The sequence below is a fragment of the Kluyvera sp. CHPC 1.2972 genome (assembly GCF_036759925.1).
Taxonomy (GTDB): Bacteria; Pseudomonadota; Gammaproteobacteria; order Enterobacterales; family Enterobacteriaceae; genus Kluyvera.
The window spans coordinates 1-24302 of sequence record NZ_JAPKIB010000001.1 but is presented as its reverse complement, the minus strand read 5'-3'; the positions used below and the strand labels follow the sequence as shown (position 1 = coordinate 24302).

General features: G+C 53.5%; 25 protein-coding genes. 10 read left to right on the top strand and 15 right to left on the bottom strand.

Features of this window, described 5'->3' with window-relative positions; genetic code table 11:
• The first annotated feature begins 3 nt into the window (after positions 1-3).
• Both V6944_RS00125 and V6944_RS00120 read left to right on the top strand, forming a co-directional pair.
• The gene (locus V6944_RS00125) at positions 4-930 is read left to right on the top strand and encodes a LysR family transcriptional regulator (protein ID WP_333497431.1); all 927 of its coding nucleotides are present in this window, start codon (positions 4-6) and stop codon (positions 928-930) included.
• A 115-nt stretch (positions 931-1045) separates the two neighbouring features.
• The gene (locus V6944_RS00120; protein ID WP_333497430.1) at positions 1046-2203 is read left to right on the top strand and encodes an NADH-dependent flavin oxidoreductase; all 1158 of its coding nucleotides are present in this window, start codon (positions 1046-1048) and stop codon (positions 2201-2203) included.
• Positions 2204-2212: 9 nt separating this feature from the next.
• Here V6944_RS00120 and V6944_RS00115 read toward each other — a convergent pair whose 3' ends face one another.
• Positions 2213-3169, bottom strand: a complete 957-nt coding sequence (locus tag V6944_RS00115; protein WP_220439200.1) for an AraC family transcriptional regulator — start codon at positions 3167-3169, stop codon at positions 2213-2215.
• A gap of 115 nt (positions 3170-3284) precedes the next feature.
• Here V6944_RS00115 and V6944_RS00110 point away from each other — a divergent pair, with 115 nt between their 5' ends.
• Positions 3285-4481 (top strand): MFS transporter, encoded by a 1197-nt coding sequence (locus V6944_RS00110; RefSeq protein ID WP_333497429.1) that lies wholly within the window; start codon positions 3285-3287, stop codon positions 4479-4481.
• A 443-nt stretch (positions 4482-4924) separates the two neighbouring features.
• On the opposite strand, the gene V6944_RS00105 is transcribed toward V6944_RS00110, so the two are convergent.
• From V6944_RS00105 to V6944_RS00085, 5 genes are all read right to left on the bottom strand, one after another.
• Positions 4925-5245, bottom strand: coding sequence for an AzlD domain-containing protein (locus tag V6944_RS00105; RefSeq protein ID WP_185667723.1), 321 nt, complete (start codon positions 5243-5245; stop codon positions 4925-4927).
• Positions 5235-5987, bottom strand: coding sequence for an AzlC family ABC transporter permease (locus V6944_RS00100; protein WP_333497428.1), 753 nt, complete (start codon positions 5985-5987; stop codon positions 5235-5237). Before V6944_RS00100 ends, V6944_RS00105 begins: the two co-directional genes overlap by 11 nt.
• 171 nt (positions 5988-6158) lie before the next feature.
• Entirely contained in the window at positions 6159-7169 is a 1011-nt protein-coding gene (gap, locus tag V6944_RS00095) for a type I glyceraldehyde-3-phosphate dehydrogenase (protein ID WP_333497427.1), read from the bottom strand.
• Positions 7170-7247: 78 nt separating this feature from the next.
• The gene (locus V6944_RS00090) at positions 7248-8228 is read right to left on the bottom strand and encodes a GlxA family transcriptional regulator (protein WP_333497426.1); all 981 of its coding nucleotides are present in this window, start codon (positions 8226-8228) and stop codon (positions 7248-7250) included.
• An 81-nt stretch (positions 8229-8309) separates the two neighbouring features.
• On the bottom strand, positions 8310-8687 hold the full coding sequence (locus V6944_RS00085; protein ID WP_333497425.1) for a hypothetical protein: 378 nt from the start codon (positions 8685-8687) through the stop codon (positions 8310-8312).
• A 236-nt stretch (positions 8688-8923) separates the two neighbouring features.
• Between V6944_RS00085 and V6944_RS00080 the strand changes: the two genes are divergently transcribed.
• Positions 8924-10051 carry an alkene reductase gene (locus V6944_RS00080; protein WP_333497424.1) on the top strand — a complete coding sequence of 376 codons (1128 nt, stop codon included), beginning with the start codon at positions 8924-8926 and terminating at the stop codon, positions 10049-10051.
• A gap of 30 nt (positions 10052-10081) precedes the next feature.
• Positions 10082-10453, top strand: a complete 372-nt coding sequence (locus V6944_RS00075; RefSeq protein WP_333497423.1) for an ArsR/SmtB family transcription factor — start codon at positions 10082-10084, stop codon at positions 10451-10453.
• Between the two features lie 21 nt (positions 10454-10474).
• Here V6944_RS00075 and V6944_RS00070 read toward each other — a convergent pair whose 3' ends face one another.
• A complete protein-coding gene (locus tag V6944_RS00070; RefSeq protein ID WP_333497422.1) occupies positions 10475-11380 on the bottom strand; it encodes a LysR family transcriptional regulator in 906 nt (301 codons plus the stop codon).
• 172 nt (positions 11381-11552) lie between these two features.
• On the opposite strand from V6944_RS00070, the gene V6944_RS00065 reads away from it, so the two are divergent.
• The gene (locus tag V6944_RS00065) at positions 11553-12302 is read left to right on the top strand and encodes an SDR family NAD(P)-dependent oxidoreductase (RefSeq protein WP_333497421.1); all 750 of its coding nucleotides are present in this window, start codon (positions 11553-11555) and stop codon (positions 12300-12302) included.
• A 70-nt stretch (positions 12303-12372) separates the two neighbouring features.
• Here the strand turns inward: V6944_RS00065 and V6944_RS00060 are convergent, their stop codons facing one another.
• Positions 12373-14301, bottom strand: coding sequence for a putative bifunctional diguanylate cyclase/phosphodiesterase (locus V6944_RS00060; protein WP_333497420.1), 1929 nt, complete (start codon positions 14299-14301; stop codon positions 12373-12375).
• A gap of 17 nt (positions 14302-14318) precedes the next feature.
• Positions 14319-14813, bottom strand: a complete 495-nt coding sequence (locus V6944_RS00055) for a molybdopterin-dependent oxidoreductase (protein ID WP_333497419.1) — start codon at positions 14811-14813, stop codon at positions 14319-14321.
• Positions 14814-15368: 555 nt separating this feature from the next.
• On the opposite strand from V6944_RS00055, the gene V6944_RS00050 reads away from it, so the two are divergent.
• Positions 15369-16616 carry an MFS transporter gene (locus V6944_RS00050; RefSeq protein ID WP_333497418.1) on the top strand — a complete coding sequence of 416 codons (1248 nt, stop codon included), beginning with the start codon at positions 15369-15371 and terminating at the stop codon, positions 16614-16616.
• Between the two features lie 301 nt (positions 16617-16917).
• On the opposite strand, the gene V6944_RS00045 is transcribed toward V6944_RS00050, so the two are convergent.
• The 5 genes from V6944_RS00045 to V6944_RS00025 all read right to left on the bottom strand — a co-directional run bounded on the left by V6944_RS00045 (position 16918) and on the right by V6944_RS00025 (position 21425).
• Positions 16918-17538 (bottom strand): histidine phosphatase family protein, encoded by a 621-nt coding sequence (locus V6944_RS00045; protein ID WP_333497417.1) that lies wholly within the window; start codon positions 17536-17538, stop codon positions 16918-16920.
• Positions 17539-17835: 297 nt separating this feature from the next.
• Positions 17836-18198, bottom strand: a complete 363-nt coding sequence (locus V6944_RS00040; RefSeq protein ID WP_333497416.1) for a cupin domain-containing protein — start codon at positions 18196-18198, stop codon at positions 17836-17838.
• Positions 18199-18273: 75 nt separating this feature from the next.
• Positions 18274-19092 (bottom strand): AraC family transcriptional regulator, encoded by an 819-nt coding sequence (locus tag V6944_RS00035; protein ID WP_333497415.1) that lies wholly within the window; start codon positions 19090-19092, stop codon positions 18274-18276.
• A gap of 314 nt (positions 19093-19406) precedes the next feature.
• Positions 19407-20390 (bottom strand): alpha/beta hydrolase, encoded by a 984-nt coding sequence (locus V6944_RS00030; protein WP_153646252.1) that lies wholly within the window; start codon positions 20388-20390, stop codon positions 19407-19409.
• A 183-nt stretch (positions 20391-20573) separates the two neighbouring features.
• Positions 20574-21425, bottom strand: coding sequence for a LysR family transcriptional regulator (locus tag V6944_RS00025; RefSeq protein WP_333497414.1), 852 nt, complete (start codon positions 21423-21425; stop codon positions 20574-20576).
• A 145-nt stretch (positions 21426-21570) separates the two neighbouring features.
• On the opposite strand from V6944_RS00025, the gene V6944_RS00020 reads away from it, so the two are divergent.
• From V6944_RS00020 to V6944_RS00010, 3 genes are read left to right on the top strand one after another with little or no spacing between them, the layout of a single operon-like run.
• Entirely contained in the window at positions 21571-22278 is a 708-nt protein-coding gene (locus tag V6944_RS00020; RefSeq protein ID WP_087050607.1) for an AzlC family ABC transporter permease, read from the top strand.
• Positions 22275-22583, top strand: coding sequence for an AzlD family protein (locus V6944_RS00015; protein WP_087050606.1), 309 nt, complete (start codon positions 22275-22277; stop codon positions 22581-22583). The genes V6944_RS00020 and V6944_RS00015 overlap by 4 nt, the downstream gene beginning before the upstream one ends.
• A 42-nt stretch (positions 22584-22625) precedes the next feature.
• Positions 22626-23321, top strand: a complete 696-nt coding sequence (locus V6944_RS00010; RefSeq protein ID WP_333497413.1) for an alpha/beta fold hydrolase — start codon at positions 22626-22628, stop codon at positions 23319-23321.
• 334 nt (positions 23322-23655) lie between these two features.
• Here the strand turns inward: V6944_RS00010 and V6944_RS00005 are convergent.
• A partial coding sequence (locus V6944_RS00005; RefSeq protein ID WP_333497412.1) for a helix-turn-helix domain-containing protein occupies positions 23656-24302 on the bottom strand: 647 nt, incomplete at its 5' end.

Below are 24302 nucleotides of genomic sequence, written 5' to 3'. Positions count from 1 at the left end.
ATCGTGGAACTGAATCGCATTGGCGATATTACTGCCTTTATCGCGGCGGTCGACGCCGGAAGCTACACTCGTGCGACGACAAGCGTGGGTATATCGCGCTCGGCGATTGGTAAAAGTATCGCCCGCCTTGAGGCCCAGCTAGGCGTTCGCTTGCTGAATCGTACCACGCGCCAGCTCAGCCTGACTGAAGAAGGCTGCATTATGTATGAGCGCTGCAAGCGCATTCTGGAAGACCTGGAAGCGGTGGACGACGCGATGGCGCTGCGCCGGGAAAAACCGACCGGGACCCTGCGCCTGACCGCGCCGCTCTCGCTGGGGCAGCGCCATATTCTGCCGGTTATCGATCGCTTCTTACGCGCCTCGCCCGCGCTACGTGCCGACGTGGTGTTCACCGACCGCTTTGTCGATCTGATTGACGAAGGATTTGATATCGCGATTCGCATTGGCGAACCCCGAGGTGACTCACGCATTCTGACCCGCACCATCGGCACCCAACATATGGTCACCTGCGCGTCACCGGCTTACCTGGCAGCGCGCGGTACGCCGACGACGCCTCAGGCGCTGCGCCAGCACGATACCATTTTCTTTCGCAGCGCCGAGCGGCGTAGGAGCTGGCGCTATGCCACCCCGGAGGGCGAATTTGTCTATGAAGGGCCGGGGCGTATTGATATCGATAGTTCAGAGGCGATGCTGTCGTCGGCGATTTCCGGCTTTGGCGTGATCCAGTTGCCGGACTACCTGGCCGCCGACGCGATCGCCAAAGGAACGTTGGTGGCTATCCTCACCGAATTTAAGATCCCGCCGGATCCGGTTCGGATAATTTACCCCAGCAAACGCTATCTCTCGCCGCGCATTCGTGGATTTGTCGATTTGATTGCTGATGAGTGGCAAACGCTCGGCGTGCCCTGGGAGCGCGCTGACCGCCTGTAGTCTTTTACTGCGCCCGGTGCGCCCCTGGTATGGGACGCACATTCCCCAATGTTTGTTTTAGTATGCGAATCATCGATGACCATCCCGGTCCTGTTATTTTCATTCTGGAGCAGACATGAAGGATTACCGTTTTCTAACACCCCTGACCTTGCCTAATGGTGTCGTGCTGAAAAACCGCGTGGTGTTACCGCCAATGACCGAGCAGATGTCTTTTGAAGACGGCTCGGTGACGGCGGAAGAGATTCACTATATGCAGCAGCGTGCTGGCGGCGTGGGGTTATTTATTACCCCGGTGGCCTATATCAATAAAGAGGGCAAAGGGTTCGAAGGGCAATTAGGCGTTGAGGATGATGGAAAAATCCCCGGGCTGGCAAAACTGGCGCAGGCGATTAAAGCACGCGGGGCGAAAGCGATTCTGCAGATGTTTAGCGCCGGGCGAATGACCAACCAGTGGGTCACCCGTGGACGCCAGCCGGTGAGCGCCAGCGCCGTTGCCGCGCCGCGCGCCGGGGCAGAAGTCCCGCGTGAACTGACCGCCGACGAGGTGGTGAGCCTGATTAACGACTTTGCCGAGGCCACTCGCCGCGCCATCGAAGCCGGGTTTGACGGCATTGAGCTACATGGCGCCAATACCTACTTGCTGCAGCAGTTTGTCTCGCCGCACTCCAACCGTCGTACCGACCAATGGGGCGGCACGCTGGATAAACGCCTCGCGCTGCCGCTGGCGGTGATTGAGGCGGTGATGAAGGTGAAACAGCAGCATGCGAACGCCGATTTCATCGTGGGCTACCGTCTGTCGCCGGAAGAGATTGAGGAGCCGGGCATTACCCTCGATGACACCAAATATTTTGTCGGCAAATTACAGGATACGGCGCTCGACTATATCCACGTCTCGATGGGCTCGGTCTGGCGTTCTTCACTGCGTGATAAGCACAATACCGCGCCGATTATCACCCAGCTTAACGCGGTCAGCCCGCGTAAACCGATTATTGCCGTGGGTAATATCCGCACCCCGGCGCAGGCGGAAGAGGTGATGCAAAGCGGCATTGACCTGGTGGCGCTGGGTCATCAGCTGATCATTGAACCGAACTGGGTGGAAAAGGTGAAAGCGGGCGATGAAGAGGCGATCCGCTATCAGCTGCATGCCGCCGATCTGGCGCTGCTCGGTATCGCGCCGCCGTTCCTCGAGTTTATTCGTGATATGCCGGGCTTCGATATTCAGGGGCTGAACGATGAGGCGCAGCGCCAGATTGATAACGTGACTTACCTGTAAACGTGCGGGTCACATCACTTCGGCGGCGGGCACGGCATCGCGCAGCGCCCCCGGTGAGTGGCCCACCACGCGCTTGAACGCTCGGCTAAAGGCGGCAACGGAACCGTATCCCAGACGCAGGGCGACGGTTTCAATGGCCTGCTGCTCCTGGCCGATATACTGGATAGCCAGCCGCATCCGCAGCTCGCCGAGGTATTTTGCCGGCGTCGTGCCGGTCGCCGAGAGAAAGCGTTCGGCAAACACCGAGCGTGACGTGCCCGCCTCTTTGGCGAGGTCCGCCACGCTCCAGTTCACCCCCGGCTGCTGGTGCATCGCGTAAATGGCCCGGCTCAGGCGCGGGTCGCGCAGGACCTGGATCCAGCCGGTGGCTTTACCACAGCCACTCTCCACCCAGCCACGAACGATCAGTGCCGCCACCACGTCAGCAAGACGGGCAAGAATACCGGCAAAGCCCACCTGTCGGCCCAGTGATTCACGTTCCATCGCCGCCAGCAGCGCCTGGATTTCCGGACGATCGGACATCAGGCTGCTGACCATCATCACCTCTGGCATCGCTTTCACCAGCGGCTGCATGCCGCCCAATTCGAAATTCATACACCCGGTAAAGATGACCACGTTTTCCGCGTCCGGACAGGACGGACAGTGGATGTCATGCACCTGGCTGCAGATAGGTTCGCTGGGGAAATCGGTAATCGGCGTCACGTTGGCCGACTCATCAGAGAGCAGGGCATGCCCCTCGCCGTTAGGGATAAACACCGCATCGCCGCTCTTCAGGGTAAAGCGCGCGCCGCTTTGCATTCGCAATAGGGCAGGCCCGCGACTGACAAAATGGAACTGCGCCTTGCCGGGCACATCGCCGAAGGAGACGCCAAACGGTGCGCTGGCTTCAAAACGGCGATAGTTCACGCCGGAGAGACGCATGCCGCGCAGCAGTTCGCTAATCATATCAGGGGCATTCAGGGTCATTTTCGCAACTCCGGACGAATTATCAATAAATGAAGATTATCCATCATAGATCGTCCCGACGGAACTTTCTATCCTTTGCGACAGCCATCACATTTTTATAACAGGAGATTCACCGATGAATGCATCCGTCGCAGAGAGCGGGTCCATCGCCCCCGCAAAACCCGCCTGGCGTGCCGTATGGGCGCTAGCTCTAGGGGTGTTTGGGTTGATTACCGCCGAGTTTCTGCCTGCCAGTCTGCTGACCCCGATAGCGGCAAGCCTGGGCGTGACCGAAGGCGTGGCCGGGCAGACCGTGACCGCCACCGCGCTTGTCGCGCTGGTGACCGGGCTGCTGATTACTTCAGCCACCAAAAGCCTCGACCGCCGCTGGGTGCTGATGTTCTTTACCCTGATGCAAATTGTCTCCAGCCTGCTGGTGGCCTTTGCACCGTCGTTACAGGTGCTGCTGTTGGGACGCCTGCTGCTCGGCGTAGCCATTGGCGGATTCTGGGCCATGTCGACCGCCACTACCATGCGGCTGGTGCCCGCCAGCGATGTGCCAAAAGCGCTGTCGATTATCTTTGCCGGGGTGTCGATTGCGACCGTCGTTGCGGCCCCGCTGGGCAGCTATCTGGGTAGCCTGATTGGCTGGCGCAATGTGTTTATTCTCTGTGTGATACCGGGCGTGCTGGCGCTGCTCTGGCAGTTGTGGGTGTTACCGTCGATGCGCCCGGAGAACGGCGGCAGTTTGCGGACACTGCTGCACGTGCTGCGCCGCCCCGGCATGATTGGCGGGCTGTTGGCGACCATCTTTATCTTTAGCGGTCACTTCGCTTTCTTTACCTACCTGCGCCCGTTCCTTGAAACGGTAGGGCGTGCCAGCGTGGAGACCATTTCGCTGATCCTGCTGGGGTTTGGCCTCGCTAACTTTATCGGTACGTCGATTGCTGGGCACCTGCTGGCACGCAACCTGCGTCTAACGCTGGCGCTGGTGCCGTTCGGCATGGGCGTACTGGCGTTGCTGATGGTGGCCTTTGGGCATCTGGCGCTGCTTGACGGTCTGCTGGTGACGCTGTGGGGCTTCGCCTTTGGGCTGGTGCCGGTGGGCTGGTCAACCTGGCTTGCCACGACCGTGCCGGACGAAGCGGAAAGTGCGGGCGGGCTGATGGTGGCGTCTATCCAGTTGGCTATTAGCGCGGGCGCGGCCGGGGGCGGTCTGGTGTTCGATCTCAATGGTGCCAGCGGTGTGTTTACCGTTAGCGGTGTGCTGCTGGTGGCGGCGATGGTGATGGTGTTTGCTGGGGTGCGGGTTAAGCCGGTGACGACGGAGTAGGAGGGCGGTAACCTTAATCTAAATGACATGTCGGTTTGGTGAAAGGTTCCGTTCACTTTACGTTGGGTAGAATATGAGGACTTTTCACCGGTGAACGTGTTAAGGGGGATAACCGCATCCCCCTTAACAATCCCTGCGGCCCCGCAGGGAAATCGGTGCTTCGCACTGCGCTCGCCTACGAACTCCAGCCTGCGGCACGGCGAAACTCGACGTCCTGTCTCGGTTCGCCTCAGTCCGCCATCTATGGCGTCCTGACCTTGTCTTCCATTCTCCGGCTCGCCGATTTCCAGCGGGGACTCCGCCGTTTCAGTCACTCTGGTGTTTGCTGTTAGCGAAAAGACCGAGCAGATTGGGGGCCGATCGGCAACAGGATTAAGGAAAAGAGCAGAACATACCAACGACTCAAAACGGTTCCCTCGCCCCTTTGGGGTGAGGGGATGAAATCAAGCCAGCAAATAGCTCAACCCCATAAACGCCGCCATCCCCGCAATCACCGTGGCAAACAGACTGCGGCTGAGCGCCCCAACCAGCGTTGCCACGACGGCGGCCAGCAGCGAAATGCTCAGCCCGCCGCTGGTTAACGCCGGTTTACCCACCAGTTCCGCGGCAATAATCGCCGACATAATCGCCGCTGGGATAAAGCTCAGCCACTGTTGCAGCGCAGGCGGCATACGAAAACGTGATAGCAACAGCACCGGCACCACACGCATCAACGCGGTGACCAGTGCCGAGGCGATAATCGCCAGCAGAATATTACGCTCCATCCTGACTCTCCTTCTTGCCAGACAGACGTAGGCCAATCGTTGCCAGCGTGGCGGCGACGGAGGCGGCGACAATCACCACGATGCTGGTATCGGCATGCCCGGACATCGCAAGGGTAATGACCGCCGCGACGGCGATGCTGAACGACTCCAGCCATTTACGACGACTGGCAAACCACAGCATCAGCACCAGACCGATAAACATCGATACCAGGCTAAAGCTCAGCCCTTCCATCAGCGCCTGCGGCAGGGCAGAGGCCAGCCCCGCGCCAATGATGCAGGCGAGGATCCAGTTCAGCCAGGCGGCCACGTTCAGGCCAAACATCCAGGCAAACGACACCTTGTTTTGCGCACCGCCACGCTGCACCGCCACGCCGAAGGTTTCATCGGTCAGCAGCAGGCCGCTGACGATTTTTTGCAGCGTGGTGTGTTCACGAAAATAGACGCTCATCGCCGAACTCATCAGCAGATAGCGCAGGTTTACCAGCAGCACGCTCAGCACCACCGACGCGACTTCCGCGCCTGCCGCCCATAGCGAATAGAAAAGAAACTGTGCCGACCCGGCGTACAGCAGACTCGCCAGCAGCGCGGTTTGCAGGGTCGTAAAGCCGGAGAGCGTGCCGATAGCCCCGGCCGCAAAGCCGATGCTCCAATAGCCGGGAATGGTGGGGAAGCAGGCGGCGACTCCCGCGCGAAATTGTGCCCTGGCCTCATGGCGTGACGAGGCGGCGGTGTGAATTAACATCCATCTGTCCTGTGGTTTGCGTTACGGTCTGCGACGTGCGCGGTAGCGCCGTCTTTTATAGGTATAAGAAAATGGTCTGTATCAGAACGAACAGCATATTACAGGTTCGAGGGCGGGGGATAAAAAAATCCACGCCAGGCGTGGATTTTAGTGGGTAGCGAACGTCGAGGATTACGCTTCGCGTTTGGCCATCAGCAGCGCCAGGTCGACCAGGCGGTTGGAGAAGCCCCATTCGTTGTCGTACCACGCCAGGATTTTGACCATGTTACCGCCAATCACCAGCGTGGAGAGACCGTCGATAATTGAGGAACGCGGGTCGCCCTGGTAGTCACTCGATACCAGCGGTTCATCGCTGTAGCCCAGAATGCCTTTCAGTGGGCCGCTCGCGGCCGCTTCACGAAACGCGTTGTTCACCTCTTCGACGGTAACATCACGTTCAAGCGTTACGGTCAGGTCGACGATGGAGACCACCGGAACCGGCACGCGCAGGGAATAGCCCGTCAGACGGCCATCCAGTTCGGGGATCACTTTACCCAGCGCTTTTGCCGCGCCGCTGGAGTAAGGCACTATCGACAGCGCGGCGGCGCGGGCCCCGCGCAAATCTTTCTCCGGCTGGTCGTGCAGCGCCTGGCTGTTGGTGTAGGCGTGGGTGGTGTTCATCAGACCATGCTTGATACCAAAGTGTTGATGCAGTACCTGCGCGGCGGGAGCCAGCCCGTTGGTGGTGCAGCTACCGTTACTCACCACGTAGTGCTTATTCGGCGAGTAGAGGCCGTCGTTCACCCCCATCACGATGGTTAAATCGTCGTTCTTACCGGGCGCGGAGATAATCACCCGTTTTGCGCCGCCGCTGTGGATATGCACCGCCGCTTTGTCACGCTCGGTGAAGAAGCCGGTGGCTTCAATCACAATATCGACTTCAGCCTGTCGCCACGGAATGTTCGCCGGGTCGCGTTCGCTGTAGACGGTGATGGGTTTACCTGCCACCACCAGTTGACCTTCGCTGGCGCTGACCTCGGCGGCGAGCGTACCGAGCAGGGAGTCATATTTCAGCAGATGCGCCAGCGTTTTGCTGTCCGTCAGATCGTTAATTGCCACAATCTGGATATCCGGGTTACCCAGCGCAGCGCGCAGAACGTTACGCCCGATACGGCCAAAACCGTTAATACCGACCTTTACCATGATCCACTCCTTATCTGTTGTCTCTGGCGTTACTGTAGGCCGGCCACCATGTGGCGTAAACGACAAAAAAGGATCACTTTACGCCATTTTGCGACAATGGAAACGCTGGCGGTACTCTCCGGGGGTAAGGTGCAGCTGTTTTTCAAACAGACGGCGTAGGTTGATGCTGCTGCCAAAGCCGGTCTGCTGCGCAATTCGCTCCAGCGTGTCGTTGGTCTGCTCCAGACGCTGTCGGGCGGCGGCCAGACGCGCTTCGGCGACGTAGCGTGCCGGGGAGGCGCCGGTCTCGTGGGTAAAGACGCGGGTAAAATTACGTGGACTCATGGCGACTTTTTCCGCCAGCGTTTCGACGCTGAGGTCGGCGGTCAGGTTATCGAGCAGCCAGGCGAGCAGGTCGTTGATGGGCCCCACGCTGCTGGTGCGCTGGAGATTGTAGCGACTGAACTGTAGCTGGCTGCCGGGGCGATGGAGATACATCACAAAATCCTGGGCGATATCGCGTGCCAGACTAAAGCCGTAATCCTCTTCCACCAGCGCCAGCGTCAGGTCGAAGCCGGAGCTCACCCCGCCGGAGGTCCAGATATGATCGTCCTGAACATAGAGCGGCCCGCCTTCGACGCGCACCTGCGGGTGTTCCGTCTGGAGGGTTTCCAGCAGCTTCCAGTGGGTGGTGGCCCGTCTGCCGTCGAGCAGCCCGCTTTGCGCCAACAGCATCGCACCGCCGCAGATTGAGGCAATACGGCGGGCGTGCGGGGCAGCAAGGCGCAGCCAGTCCACCACCGCAATGCCTTCCTGTGCGTTCTGGCCTCTGCCGGTGATGATAATGGTGTCGAGGGGCTCACGGGGGTCTATCTCGTGCAGGCGATGATCCGCCAGCAGGTTGAGGCCGGACTGGCCGTGGATCACCTGATGCGGCTGGGTGGTTGCCAGCTGAACCTGGTAGCAAGGGGAGGTGGCGCCCTCAGGATGCAGGCGGTTGGCCTGCATCAGGATGTCGGCAATGCCGGCGGACTCAAACAGCATGCCGCCGTCGGGGACGATAATCAGTATTTTCTTCATGTCCTGAAAAGTAATCTTTTTACAGAATAAGTCAACAGGGTGTTCGCTTGCCGAAGTGAACCTTGTCACGCCGACGAGAGGCTAAAAACAGGCATTCTGGGTGATATTTTTGCCGACCATCACCACCTTTTGGCTGGTGGGATCGACGTTCAGCACCACCGAGCGGATCTGCGGGCAGATCACTTCCATGCTCTGTTTGTCGCACGCTGTCTGCAACCATTGATGGTCACCATCCTCGGTGCTGACGAGATGGCGCTCGGCGTAGGGACTACACGTATACCCGTGCTGGGTGACGGCGGCGCGAGCGGCGTCAAGGCTCATGCCCACGACGTGCAGTTCATCAACCTCTTTGGCGTGGGCGCTCTCTGAGACGCGGCTTAATACGCAGCCCGTCAGTAGGCTGGTGATAAAAAACAGCGCGATCGGCGGGAAAAGCGAGCGCAGGTAGCGGTTGGGCATCGGTTAACGGTGTCGGTTGCATTGGGTGACTTCATCATTGTTCGTCACGGCGGGTTACGCAACCCTTACGCAGAAAAATGCCCGCGATATCCGCGTGCACTCCTGAAGACTTGTCGCTTTAAATTCAAATATCGAAATATATAAATATTGCAATGTACCGATATTGAGAATAGGCTTTGTTCCATCACTGGCAGGCATCGTTGCCTGCCAGAGCGTCTATCAAGATGGAATATGTCATGGAAAATACTGCACTTTTTACCCCGTTAACCCTGGGTGCCTTCACGCTAAAAAACCGCATTGCGCTGCCGCCGCTGACACGCTCACGCAGCAGCCAGCCGGGTAACGTTGCCAACGATCTGATGGCGGAATATTACGCGCAGCGCAGCAGCGCCGGGTTTATGGTCAGCGAAGGGACGCAGATTGAACCGCGTGGTCAGGGCTACGCGTGGACGCCGGGTATCTATACGCCAGAGCAGATAGCGGGCTGGAAAAAAGTCACCGAACGGGTGCACCAGCAGGGCGGCGTGATTTTTGCCCAGCTCTGGCACGTGGGACGAGTCTCTCATACCTCTCTGCAGCCGGGAGAAGGCGCGCCCGTGGCGCCGTCGGCGATTCCGGCGACCAATGTGAAAGTGTTTATTGAAACCGGGCCGGGGACGGGGGCGCTGGCAGAGCCGTCTGCACCGCGTGCGCTGAGCACCGATGAAGTGCGTGAGCTGGTGGCGCTGTACGCTACCGCCGCGCGCAATGCCATGGCGGCGGGCTTTGATGGCATTGAGCTGCATGCCGCTAACGGCTATCTGATTAACCAGTTTATGTCGGTGCATACCAACCAGCGCGACGACGTCTACGGTGGCTCGCTGGATAACCGACTGCGTTTTCTGCGCGAAGTGACTCAGGCGGTGATTGGGGTTGTCGGCAAAGAGCGCGTTGGGGTGCGCTTTGCGCCGCTGTTCGAAAGCACATCGGAAGACCGCGTCTACCTTGGTCTGGTGGAGCCGGACCCGTTTACCACTTATATCGCAGCGGCAAAACAGCTCAATCAGCTGGGGATTGCCTATCTCTCCATCGCCGAAGCGGACTGGGATAATGCGCCCGATCTACCGGCAGAATTCTGCCGTGCGCTGCGTGAGACCTTCGACGGGGTACTGATGTATGCCGGGAAATATACCGCCGAGAAGGCGAAGCGGATGCAGCAAGCCGGGCTGGCGGATTTGTTCGGTTTTGGCCGTACGTTTATCGCCAACCCGGACCTGCCCGCGCGCCTGGCTAACGGCTGGCCGCTGAACCCGGCGGACCGTAACACGCTGTTTGGCGGTAGTGCTGTTGGCTACACCGACTACCCAACGTACAGCGCGAGCTAAGTGGTCTGCGGGCGGCAGCCGTCGCCCGCATTGACATTTAACGGCGCGCTGCCTAATGTACCGTCCAACTCCATTACCGTAGCCAGCCTGATGCCGCTAAATACTGACGATATTCTGAAAGCGATTTCCAACCCGACCCGTCGGGAGATCCTGCACTGGCTGCGTGACCCTGCCGCGCATTTCGCCGGGTATCCGCATCTGCTGGACCCGCAGCAGGACGGTGTATGCGCCAGCTTTATCCAGGAGAAAACGGCGCTGTCGCAGCCGACCATCTCTTCACACCTCAGCAAGCTGCAAAAAGCCGGACTGCTGACCAGCAAAAGAGTCTCCACCTGGACCTATTTCAAGCGCAATGAACAGGTTATCGCTCAGTTTTTGAATGAGCTGGGGCAGTCGCTGTAGCGTCTATAGATCACCACGACATCAGGCGTTTACCGCCGCCGGAAAAGCCTCAACTAGCCACTGGGTAAAAACCCGCAGCCGCGATGGAACGTAGCGGTTCTGCGCATAGACCACGTGGAAAGGATAGGGGGCCGGACGCCACTCGCTTAAAATTTCCACTAACTCCCCGCTGGCTAATGCCTGGCGCAGCGAATAAGAAAACGTCTGCACAATGCCGAGACCCGCCTGGGCGGCGGCGATATGGGCGTTGCTCTCATTGATGCCGAGGTGATGCTCGGCCTTTATCTCAATCGGTTGACCATCCTGCCTAAAACGGAACGGGAACGCTCGCCCGCTGGCTGGCGATAAATAGCTGATAAGCCGATGCCCGTTCTTCAGTTCGTCCGGATAGGCGGGCGTACCACAGCGTTTAAGATAACCTGGGGTGGCGCAGGTGATGAGCGCCGCTTCGCCGAGTTTGCGGGCGATAAGCGTAGAGTCCTCCATCGGCCCGCCGCGAATCGCGCAGTCGATATTGCCGCCGATCAGATCCGAGGGTTTATCGGCGACCAGCAGGTCAAGGCGGATATCCGGGTAGATGGCCATAAACTCGGCCAGCAGCGGTATCAGCACATCCCGCGCGGTGGAACCGCCTATCGCAATGCGCAACTGCCCTTTGGGTTTGATGCTGGAGGAGTTAAACGCGCTATCGATCGCTTCCAGATCCGCTAAAAGCTGACGCGCCTTTTCATAGTATTCCAGCCCTTCCGGCGTGACGGTAATCCGCCGTGTGGTGCGCTGCAGCAGGCGAGTGCCGAGATGAGCCTCCAGCAGTTGAATCGTTTTGCTGAGGGTCGCATTCGGCATGTTCAGCGAGTCTGCCGCGCGGGTAAAGCTGTTGGCCTCGACCACGCGGGTAAAAACTTTGAGGGCTAGAAATTGATCCATTATTCGCTTTTCCCCGGTAATCGGTTGCCATTATTCATGCAGGTGAATAGTGTTTTTCATTTTGCCCTATTTTTCTGCCTATGTGATGCACGTTAGAGTGATTTCCGAGCTTAGCAGTTAGTTAATCGCTGCAACTAAATGATTTTATTAACCTATTTTAAGGATGTGCATCATGAGCAAAAAATTAGCGGAAAAAATCGCATTGGTTACCGGCGGCAGCACGGGGATTGGCCTGGCTTCGGCACGGGAACTGGCAGCGCAGGGCGCGAAAGTGTACATCACCGGTCGTCGCCAGGAAGAGCTTGATGCCGCAGTGGCTTTAATCGGGCCGTCGGCGACAGGCATTCGCGCTGACGCTTCCGTCCTGAGCGATCTTGATACCGTGTTTGCCACCATTGCCAGCGAATCTGGCAGACTGGACGTGCTGTTCGCCAACGCCGGTGGCGGCGACATGATGCCGCTGGGGGCGATTACTGAAGAACATTTCGACCGTATTTTTGGCACCAACGTGCGCGGCGTGCTGTTCACCGTACAGAAGGCGCTGCCGTTGTTGACTCAGGGGGCGTCGGTTATCCTGACCGGTTCAACCGCCGCGGTGAAAGGGACCGCCAACTTCAGCGTGTACAGCGCCAGCAAGGCCGCCGTGCGCAATCTGGCGCGCTCATGGGCGCTTGACCTGCAGGGGCGAGGTATTCGGGTGAATGTCGTCAGCCCTGGCCCGGTCCGCACGCCGGGTCTCGGCGGGCTGGTGGCGGAAGAACATCGACAGGGGCTGTTTGATGCGCTGGCTGCCGGGGTGCCGCTGGGCCGTCTGGGGGAACCGGAAGAGGTGGCGAAAACCGTCGCTTTCCTGGCTTCTGACGACGCGAGCTTTATTAATGCTGCAGAAATTTATGTTGATGGCGGGCTGGCGCAGATTTAATGGGGAACGTGTGCCGGGTTCCGTACGGGCCCGGCGTCGCGTTGCTCGGCCGGGCTACGGATAGTGCGCACTATCCGTAGCGAATTTTCCCAGCAACAGATGGTTGAGGCTTACTAAACAGATAGCCTTGCGCGAAGTCACATCCCAAAGCCTGAAGGTTTTCCAGCTGTTCCTGCGTTTCAACGCCTTCCGCCACCGCCTTCATGTTGAGGGATTTCGCCATCCCGGTGATGAGCTTGATGATATTCAGGGCGTCTTCCTGCGTCGATATCGAATGGACAAAGGACTTATCAATTTTGATTTTATCGAAGGAAAGGCGGCTCAACCGCGCCAGGGAAGAGTAGCCGGTGCCAAAATCATCGATGGAGATTTTCACGCCCAGGGCTCTGAGTTTGTTAAGGGTATTCATCGGCGTACTGCTCTCGGTAAAGAGGGCAGATTCGGTCACTTCCAGCTCAAGACGATCGGCTGAAAGCCCGGTCTCTTTCAAAATGGACAGGACGATTCCCACAAAGCCTTTGCAGCTCAACTGCACCGGCGAGACGTTAACCGAAATTTTAGCCGGAACCGCCCAGGAGGCCGCTTCCCGGCAGGCCATTTCAAGTACCAGCTTGCCCATCTCGTTAATCATGCCAGTTTTTTCAGCCACCGGAATAAAGCTATCCGGCGGCATGAGACCTTTGCGCGGATGTATCCAGCGTATAAGGGCTTCGTAGCTGTAAATTTCCCGGCTGAACGAGTCGACAATCGGCTGGTAATAAACCACGAATTCTTTATTCACTAACGCCAACGCCATATCGTGCTCAAGCGTTCTGGTTTCCTGTAGCTGATCCAGCATGCGTTGGCGGAAGACTTTTATCTTCCCGGAACCGTCATTTTTGGCTTCGTAAAGCGCCAGATCGGCGAATTTATACAGATAGTCGGAGCGGCGTTCGGTTTCTGAAATAACAATACCCACACAGGTGGTGATATTAATAATTGCGTTATAAATCGTGTAGGTCTGGTTGATGGCGTCGCATATTTTCTGGGCGCGTGAGACCGCGCTGCTTTCCGTTAGACCGCGCGCGAGAAATGCAAATTCATCGCCTCCCAGGCGATAAAGCGTATCTGAACTAAAGTTCAACGACAGCAGCCTGTCGGAAATCTGGCGTAATAACATGTCCCCGGCATCATGACCGTAGGTGTCATTTATCTCTTTAAATCGGTCTAAATCAAACAGCATCACCGTGACCGAGTCATGGTACTTCTCCGCGATCTCGATAGTGTTATTTAAGTTCCACCAGAATAGCTGACGGTTATTCATCTCGGTAAGAGAGTCATGGTAAACGTCATATTCCAGTTTGGCATTCTGGGTTTGTAGCTTTTCTTTCGACCTCTGTAGCTCTTCCGCCAGGCTCTTAACCTGACGGTGCGCCTTGAGAATATTTCTATTCTGCACAAAACTCAGCATGCCGAGAATAGCGCTCAGTATTATCAGCAGTACGGACGTTGTTGAATATACATAGTACAGCGTCTGAATTTTGAGGTTGGCGCTATTCACCGAGTTGACGTCTTTGTCTAACGCTCCGGATGAAAATCGACTGAGCGGCACATCAAGCTTATGCATGGTTTTCAGATAGGCCTGAAGTTCAGGGCGGTCCATGGTCTCAAGATGAACGTCCAGATATTTAAGGGTGTTTGCAAGCTTCAGGGCCAGGTCATGATGCATTTTATTGCTTTCAATATAATGCGCCAAATCACCTTCTTTTAGTAAGTCGCTCTGGCTGAGCATGATGTCGAGACGTAGGCGTACTTCATCCAGCGACATCGTATCATCGATAGCATAAAGACCGACCGATGATTCAAATCGATAGTATTCTGATACTACCTGCGCGGCAGACCACGAATTGGCGTAGTGCGTCAGACTCTGCAGCTCTTGCTGCCTTTCATGCACCAGGTATGAGACATACCCGGTAGCGATAAAGAGGGAGAAGATAATGCCAGCCAGTATTCTGTTCATAATGCTTTTCTGAACCCTTACTCAATACTCATTTTGCTGACCTGCCATGCCGATCTGGAATAATAAACCTGGTTATTCAGTTCAGGGATGCTGTCATAAGGATACACAATGAATAATGGGCCTTTGTCACGGATACGCATATATTCTCCGTTGACTTTAACCGCAAGGATAACATTGTATTTTTTGAAATCACTGAGCGGGATAATGGTCGTGTAGTCGTTGAGCGCCGTGACCTTAACGACGGACCCTTTTGCGCCAACATAATCCATCAGCTTTTGCAGCGGAATACCCGTAAAGGTTGTGCGCCCATTATACCAGGGGGTGGTGGTCTGGAAGCTGACCATGCCCAGTTTCTCAAGGCTGGCGAGATCGAAAACGGCTTTCCCGGCAGCATTTTTATTTTCTATATTACCGGACATCGTTAAAAGGACCTTGCCGGTAGGTGTGGCGAGTTCATCCGCCCAGACCTGCGTGGCGACCACAAAGCTTAACAACATGACAATTAACCGCATTTTACGCTCACCTCTCTACCGGATGTTGCAGAAGTATAATTTAGTTATCATGTCATTTATATATGCTGCCTAATTATTAAAGTAATAATTTCATTAATGCTTTAAGTGATGGGAATCAATGCCTTGGTGAATTTTTGTTTTTTAACATTGATTGAAAAAAGTCGATACCGCTATTTGAAGTGAGATAAATCTTATTGTTGTTGAGTAAAAAAAGAACGACTGACGCTTCGGGTAAATAAACACACACTAATAGAAAGGTTTATTTCCCGAGGAAAACTATCCAGCCGGTAACCCGGAATTGCCATCACACTCGTACCCATTACGATTATCAACATTCGCTTTTAGCATGAAGCGGACAAACCAACTGGGTTGAAGGTTCGCGGTGAGCGATTCGCGGACATTCAACTTCAAGGGTACTTTATATGCTAAGGTATTGTATCGATTTCAGGCAGGGTACCGCTTCCGATGTAAAGGTTATCTCTTTTAACAGTGCTTATTTTCCGCGTTGCCGTGGGCTGCGTGGGCTTCTGTTATTTAAGATGAGAACCTTTCTTTATGAACACGTTGCTGTTTGCGCTTATTGGTCCGCTTCGTAACCACCGCTGGCTTCGTTTCCTTGGGTTTGCCTATATCCTGTCATCGCTGGGCAATGGGCTTACTCAGGTCATTATTTTCGGTCAACTTTTACACTGGCATGCTTCTCCTGCGACACTTACCATTGTGTATATGTTGTCGATGCTACCCAGCTTTATTGGCAGCATCTGGGGCGAGAGACTATGTAAGAAAACGTCACCACTGCGGATCCTGATTTTTACCGAAATATCGGGTCTGTTTGCGCTTGTTTTTCCCATATATGGCTTGCTGCATCATCATGTACCGGCGCTGCTGGTCGTGCAGTGCATAGAGGCTCTGCTCAGCGGCATAAGCTACCCGGCGCTGACGTTGCTGTTCAAACGCGGATTGCGCCATGATGAACTCCCGGCTGCAACGGCCATGGAAACCATCATTTTTGCTTCACAGGTGTTGTTGGGGACTGGCCTCGGAGTTTTTCTTTTTGGCCTGATTCCTCCGCTGCATCTGCTTGCCATTGATGCGCTAAGTTTTACGGCTTCTGCGATTCTGCTTATGATGTCAGCCGCTTTTTTTTGCGGCGAAGCACACCGGTCAACAGAGGTTACGCCGGTCAGACGGGAACCCCTCTGGCGTGTCATATCACCCTTGCAAAAAAGAAGCATTATGCTGTTACCCGCGCTTGCCGCGGTGGGGTCACCCGCAATGGCACTTTTACCTGCACTGGCACAAGATATAAGGCCTGAAGATTCTGCCGGGCTGGCCTTGCCGCTACTTTTTGCACGAAGTCTTGGTCAGCTCTGCGGGCCGCTGATGCTTGATGCCAGTAAATTGCAGCAGTATGCCGCTAATAATAGGTTGTTGTTGACCTGTCTGAGTTTATTTATTGGAAGCTATTTTTTATTGCCACTCTCCGCCGGGTATCGATACATCGGACTGGTTCTTATCTTCGGTGCACATATGGCATCGAATATTGTATTTGCTTTGGGTACGTTTGGTCTTTTGAGGAACTTCCCACAAACCCAGGTGGCAAAAGCCAGTGCGATGTCATGGCGTGTACAGGTACTGACCGCCACTGTTTTCACCGGTATAACCAGTGTAATGGCGCAATACTTTGGCGCATTTTACGCACTTTATTGTATGTCGCTGTTCAGTCTGGGAGCCGTCGGCGTTTTGCTCTGGTTGAACAGGACGAGAGCACTAAATAAAGTGAACCTACGCCTTCGAGTGTAGAGGAAAGCCTGCCCCTTACCCTGTTACCCTGGTTAGCTTTTATCTCCCTAAGCATTCATGAGGTATGCCAAATCAGATGACGCACGCCTAGAAGCTATGAGGTTAGGTAACTGGGTTGGCAACGTTGCTATGGGGGCGGCTACCGATACTGCGGAGCGTAGCTAATATCATAAACCTGTCTGCCGACCATTGGTTGGCAGATTTGTTATCACCAAAGGTCTGCTCTGAGCGAGGAGCTGACATGGTGCTTAAATAATGATGACTCTGGCAGGATGGGTTTTCAATGATTGAAAGGTGACCACTAATTCAGGTGACGTAAATGTGTAGCAATCCCCCACTTTAGGCCGATACATTTTCCATTAATCAGGTCGATAACAGAATAACTTGCATTGGGGTGAGCATAGCGAGGGAAACTATTGACAGTCCCTTCTTTAAGAATTGCCAGAGTGCCCTGACTGACATGCCCGTGAGACACAATACATATTGTTTGTTGATGTGATGAGGTATCTTCCAGGTTTTGTAAAAAACGCATAATTCGCTGAGAAGCATGCACCAGTGACTCCCCCCCAGGTGGACAATACTCTGCATCAAGCCTGAATAACGCATTTGCATCGTTCGGATGTTTTTGCCTGAGGAGTTCTAACGGCATACCTTCAAACTGACCAAAGGCCTGCTCTTTAAGGGCCGGTTCTGCCGTCAGTGAACAGCGAAAGTGTTCAGCCAGGCTTTGCCCCATTTGCCAGGCACGTCCAAGCGGAGAAGCGTAAACACGCTCTATTTGATACTCACCTGCACTAAACGCTGCCAGTAGGGCGGATGTTTCACGCAAACCCCGACAGGTCAAGGAACTATCGCTGTGCCCCTGAATAATTCCTTCCAAATTCCACTCTGTTTCTGCGTGTCGAACAAGTATCAATTTCATCGTAGCTGGCCATGCTCGTTGTTGATCAAAATGCCCCAACTGCGCGATGTCAAACACATACCGTTGAAGCAGCGGAAGGCTTTCCTGTTTTGGAAATAATGAACAAGTGTAGCTTATTGCCGTTATGCAGCGGCTCTGGATGTGAGGCGCTGAATTTTATCCGTAGGTTACTTCTGCTTTTGGCACTCAGTGGACGAGATAGCTGAGCTTAAGGTCCGCTGAGAGCGATAAACCGTCGCTCAGGATCAAATTGAGCCTGAGGTTATCTATGTCGTCGGCTGTCTGGTTGACCCTGAGCTAGATCCAGATATCGTTTTCTGCGGTGCGTTCCCCACCTTCGTGTCCAGTATTCAGGACGCCACAGGGTTCTATCATCATCATTTTTACCGTCATCTGAGCTGACGTTTTATGTTCTACGCCTTTTGGTACAACGTAGATTTCTCCTGGATTGACGAAGACATGCCCATCGCGAAAATCAATACGCAATACGCCCTCTACCACGATAAAAGCTTCGTCGGTTTCAGGATGTGAGTGCCAGATAAAGTCACCCGCTATTTTCACGATTTTGAATTGATAATCGTTCATCTGCGCGATGACTTTTGGCTGCCAGTGGGCGTCGAAAAGAGAGAATTTCTGATTAAGATTTACTGGTAAATACATGATGACATTCCTTAATGTTTAAGAAACACTGAGGATAAATAATGTCGCTGTTCTGGTCTTGAACGATCGTGCAACTCAGACACGGTGGTGTCGAAAAAATGTTTGCCAACGGCCCGGTGAAATTCCGTATGTTTTTAAAAACTGGCGTGTCATATGACTTTGATCTGAGAACCCTGCCTCTAAAGCAGAATCAGAGAGTGACAGACCTGTCTGAATCAGATGTCTGCTGTATGCGAGACGACGCATTGTTACATAGCGATAAGGACTCGTTCCGAAAAGTGTCCGAAAATCCCGGCTCAGGCTCCAGCGATCTTTACCGCACACGGTGGATAACGTTTCCAGTGTAATGTTCTGGCTGAATTCAGATTGTATATATTCGCGCGCACGTTCTGCAGACTGATAATCCACAAGGCACCGACGAAAGCGTTGTCCTCCCACGACGGCTAAAGTCTGGGCAAGATCATAAAGTGCATCCTCCTCTTCAAGGACATCAATAAAATCTTCTGAAGCTTTTAACAGTGGCCCGGTAGCGGCGAAAAGTCGAGGATCAGATGATAGTCCGCCGGGAATAAAGGGTAATGGTTTTCCGCCCAATATTTTTTGAATTAACGCAGGTTCGATATACAGCATTCGGTACTGAAATCCCTCTGTCGTGCCTGCTTCTCCATCATGAATTTCATCCGGATGTAAGACGATTGTCCCACCTGGTAAGCTGTGTTGTTTACTGTCGCGATAACGAAAGCTTTGCACTCCGGACAGTGTCCTGCCGATCGCGTAAGTATCATGGCGATGGGGTTCATAACCATACCCACTGAAATAGGCCTCCAGGCGTTCTATTTTCCCCGGAGTTTGTGCAACTTTGACCCAGTCTTTATTCGATTGTGTGGCCGACATGTGCAACACCAGTGTCCAGTTTAAAGAGGATTCCCAACATAACCTTACTGGGTTCGCTTTTAAAAGAAGTAAATGAAAGCTTGTGAGTCTACCGTTTAGGATCGTTCTATCTGACGCCTCAAAACCGCCAGCAACCTTGTTCAATCTATGGCTATCTTGAGGAAAAACACATATGTCTGCTTCTCGCTCACAGCGGACATCGCTGACTGAGTTGAATGTCCGCTCTGAGCGAGGAGCAGACGAATTCTTTAAAGCATGCTGAACTCTTTAAAAGTAAATCGTTTTTTGGCTGGACACCGAGAGCAGAGCAACTGTTACTTTTCGGGAAAAGGTGAGTTGTGGTTCAGGAAATGCTCAATCGCGTCGATTAAACCGGGAGCTAAGGGGAGTGCGGGTTCAGCGTATGACGCGATATTCGCCTTGCGATCGTCCGAAGCCACCTCTTTCATAACATGGTTCATATTGGGCAGTATAACCAGGGACGCTTGAGGATTCGCGGCCTTAAGCAGTCTTGCATCCGTTTCTTGCACCTGGAGATCGCGTTGCCCTTGTAGCACTAACACGGGTTTGGAAATACTCGAAATGAGATGACCCGGATTATATGAAAACGCATTGATCAAAAACCCCTGAACCGCAGGATTAAAGAGACTTTGCAGTGCTGGGTGCATATTCGTAATATCGACTCGCCGCCGATGCTCCAGAGCATCAATTATCGGCAGTGCCTGCTTTAATAGCATTTCGTTTTCTGGATTAGCGTTAAGTTGCCCCCTCAACAGCTCGCCCATCGGCCTCCCGGGCGTTGCGATAAGAACCACGCCGCAAACATCCTCATCCTGAGCCGAGGCAAGCGCGACTACGCCCCCTTCGCTGTGTCCTAAAACCCAAATACAGGGAATGTGCATGTGACATCTAAGCACGTCTACCCAGGATCGAACGTCGTCAACATAGTCAGCAATCGTCACCGCATTGGCATCCTCTACGGCCATTGCGCTAGCGAACATTCCACGTTTGTCGATACGAAGCGTCGCAAAGCCTTTGGCAGCCAGGCCTTCAGCAAGAAGTCGGTAAGGCGATGCATTCACACCAAGCGGGTTGTTTCCATCCCGATCGGTCGGCCCGGAGCCTGGAACGATAAGAACAACGGCTGTTGGTTTTGAATTCGGGGTGAGTAACGTACCTTTCAAAGGGCCTTTTGGCCCTGCGGCATCCAGGACTGTTTCGGAAAAGGTCACCGGTACTGCCGCCAGACTCACAAATGGGCAAGCGCTCAAAAGGGCAATAGAGGCGGCAATATTCATCGGAGATGTTCCTGTAAAATTCAGCGTACCAGTCAATTTATATTATAAATATGACCTGCTCTCCATTGATTAATACATCAACGGCGTTAGAAAAGTCCGCTGCTGGCACGAAGCGGACTAGGTCACTGAGGTGAAGGTCCGCTGTGAGCGAGAAGCGGACGTTGAGGCACCTAATAAATCGTCTCAACTTTCAACTTTTCTGACCCGTAATGTCCTGAGGAGCAAATCGTACAAACTATCCACTGCAGGAGAACCCTGGGAAGTATGGCTTCTGAACAATGAGACTTCCATGGGTTCAAGAGGCCCCAAAAGATGTTCACTGCCAAGAATTTGCAGATGAGGTGGCACGCTGCACTGGGTCAGAACGGCAACAGCCAGGCCACTTTCTACTGCTGTAATCTGTCCCGACAGACTGGAGCTGTTATACACCACCTTATATCTCCGCCCCTGCAGTGCTAGTGCGTTGATAGCACTACGTCTAGCAAGGCTTGTACTTTCATAAACCGCAATGGGTAATGGATCGCGCCGCCAGACCTCAAACTGTGGAGAACCCACCCACACCATCGGTTCATAAAACAGTAACGCGCCCTGGTTGGGTTGCTCCCGGGAGACCAGGGCCAAATCGAGATCGCCGCTCTCAACGCGAGGAATGAGTGACGTTGATTGCTCGCAGCTCAGTTCGATCTCGACTGACCCAAAGTTAGGGGCAAATCTCTTCAGCGCAGGGGTAAGGTATTTTGCTGCATAGTCATCAGGGACTCCCAGACGAATACGCCCTGTTAACTCCTTACCGTGAAATGCGGCCTGTGTTTCAGCATGAAGGTCGAGCATCCTTCGGGCATACCCCAGCAGTTTTTGTCCTTCAGACGTGAGTTGATGTTGACGAGGGCCGCGAAGTAAAAGCTGACACCCTAATGCAGATTCCAGCTTTTTAAGTTGCATGCTGACCGCAGATTGTGAGCGATGGACTTCAGGTGCCGCAGCCGAAAGCGATCCCGCATCCACTACCGCGACAAAACATTTAAGCCAGTCCATCTGGAGGTCTTGATGATGCACCTTTGAGCCTTGCATTCGATAATCAAATATTAATATCAATTATTATGCGTTTTTATCGATTCCACAACACTGTCATAGTGGCCCCCTGTTTGCTTTCACTGTTATGAAATTCATGAGGTCCCGGATGACGCATCACCAGCCCGATTTGTCTCAACTTAATCATTCGCTGATATGGGATGGTTTTCGGCAGCTTATCCCGGTTTCACTCTTTGTCGCTATTTTTGGTGCCGCCTTTGGCCTGGCCGCATCGCAGAAAGGAGTGGACCCGACGTCGGCGACAATGATGAGTTTGCTGGTTTTTGCCGGTTATGCTCAATTCGCCACCTTAGAGCTTTGGACCGATCAGGTTCCTGTATTAACCCTTATCGCCACCGTTTTTGCCATTAATGCCAGGCATCTGTTAATGGGGGCCACTTTATACCCGTGGTTGCGCGCGTTAACACCCGCTAAACGCTACGGGATCATGATGGTCGTTTCCGATGCTAACTGGGCCATGTCCATACAGGCATTCAGCAGGGGAAGCGCGGGGTTGGGATTACTCTTTGGTGGCGGTCTTGCGTTATGGCTTTTTTGGGGAGCAGGGACCCTGGCAGGACTGTATTTTGGGAGCGTTATCCAGGATCCCAAAAGCGTTGGTCTTGATATGGTCATGGGGTGTTTTCTCCTTTCTATGGTGTTCGAAGGGGAAAGAAACCTGAGGATGTTGATTATCTGGGCCGCAGCGGCCAGTGCCTCGCTGATAGCGTATAAATGGTTACCAGAAAATAGTCATGTGATCGCTGGAGCCCTCGCCGGAGGTATTACTGGAATTATCATGAGAGAGAAAAAATGAGTATTGAGACGGTAGGCACAGGACCTCTTATTATTATTTTTATTATGGCGTTGGTCACACTCGTTACCCGATGGGGTGGTGTCTGGATTATGTCCTTTGTGCCTTTTAATCACCGAATAAAAGCCTTTATTCAGGGGATGTCAGGCTCCGTTCTCGTGGCGATTTTAGCCCCCGTTGCCCTCACAGGCGACAAAGGCGCTCAGATGGCATTATTGACCACGGCCGTCGTGATGCTGGTTTATAAAAGACCTTTAATAGCTATCACCCTTGGGATTGTCGTTTCAGCCCTGGTCAGATATTTTTAAACCGTTCCTGAGCTAATCCTTCGATACATTTAAGCGAGTGCTATGAGCCTAATGCCACGAACGATCGTTTTAATTCCCGGGTATATGCTGAATGAAATGCTCTGGCATGAATTTGAAACATACCTGCCGGCAAACTGTATTGTTCATCATGCTTCCGTAACCGGAGGACTAACCCTCCATGATATCGCGCAGCATATGAGTACCTGTCTGCCTGACAAATTTACGTTGATAGGTTTTTCACTGGGAGGGTACATTGCCCGGCAGTTTGCTGCAGATTTTTCGGATCGTGTGGAGTCCCTGGTACTGATTGCCAGTTCGTTACGGGAGGATACGCCATTAGAGGCGGAATCAAAGCGGCAAAGCGTGCAGTCATTGTCACCCGCAACGTTTAAGGGGCTGAGCAGCAATGCTATTGCCCGGTCACTGCACCCCCTAAACGCATCAGATCGGGATATGATTTCAACTATCCAGCAAATGGGACGTTGTCTCGGATTTGAAGCCTTCATTACGCAATCGACCTTAACCCGACAAGATATTCCTTCAGCAACGATAGGTTGTCCCACTCTGGTTATTGCCAGTGAAGATGACGCCATCCGTTCCATGCAGGAGGCGGAGGAACTGGTCGATGCCATACCTGGTGCATCGTTGAGAACCATCAAGGATTGCGGTCATATGATCCCGCTCGAACAACCTGAGGCGTTGGCGAGAACCATTACTGAATGGATCTCAGTCGGGTAAATTACTGCAGTGGGTAAGGTCTGCTATTGGCAGGGAGCAGACAGGCGTGCTGGACTAGAAGGTCTGCTTTGAGCGAGAAGCGGAAGTTGGCATTTATCATAACCGCAGGGATGTAGGACTAACATTGACATGTAATAATCAACCGGGATCAGGTCAGCGGCCAGCTAAAGCAGGAAGGTCAAAAAACGACATTAACGTACAATAATTTTCGATATCCAAACTGACCCAGTCTGAAACAGTTCAGCTTGGTAAAAGGATTAGGCTGTTATCTTGAGCGCAATTGAGTCTTGGGGACATTAGCTAAAATTCGATGAAATGCATCTTGTATTTTTATTTATAGATAAATTTGAGGGCTTTTGACATTACACTTCTTAGCATAATGGTAAAGGGTAATGATGCTCACTTTGGATGGGTTTGCTTCTATACTACATAGGTATTTGTAAGACACCCCCATTTTGTTGGCGAGTTGTTGTCGCGTCAGGCCAGCGATACTGCGCCATTTCATCAGTGTTTTCTGGAGAGTTTCCTTTAAAACTTCATTTTCAAATCCGCTTTTTACCGCTGCTACAGTAAGTGCCTCTTTTCTGAAATTATTCCAGTATTCATGGTTAGCTGGTTTTGATAAGGCCAGTCGGTCTGCCAAAAATGCTAAGGCGTCATTCTGGTTGAAACGCTTCTTTTTCTTCATTGCTACGCCTAGAATTACGTCACCTTCAACGGTTCTGCGAATGAAAATAACTCTTTGGATGCCTGCTCCTTCTGTTTGAATCCCTGTTAAATTATCATCCACCCTGACCAGGGTAGAGAAACCATCGCCGAGCAGGAACCTGTCGATAGCATGTATCACCTTCGCCTTAGAGTGGGTCGGGAGAGCTAAAAACTCAGCCTGTGCTGTTCCAGTTATTTTCATATTCCTGGGGTTCCGATGAATCGCCACGGATAATCTAGACACTTCCGAGCCGTTGATAATACTGGTTTTCA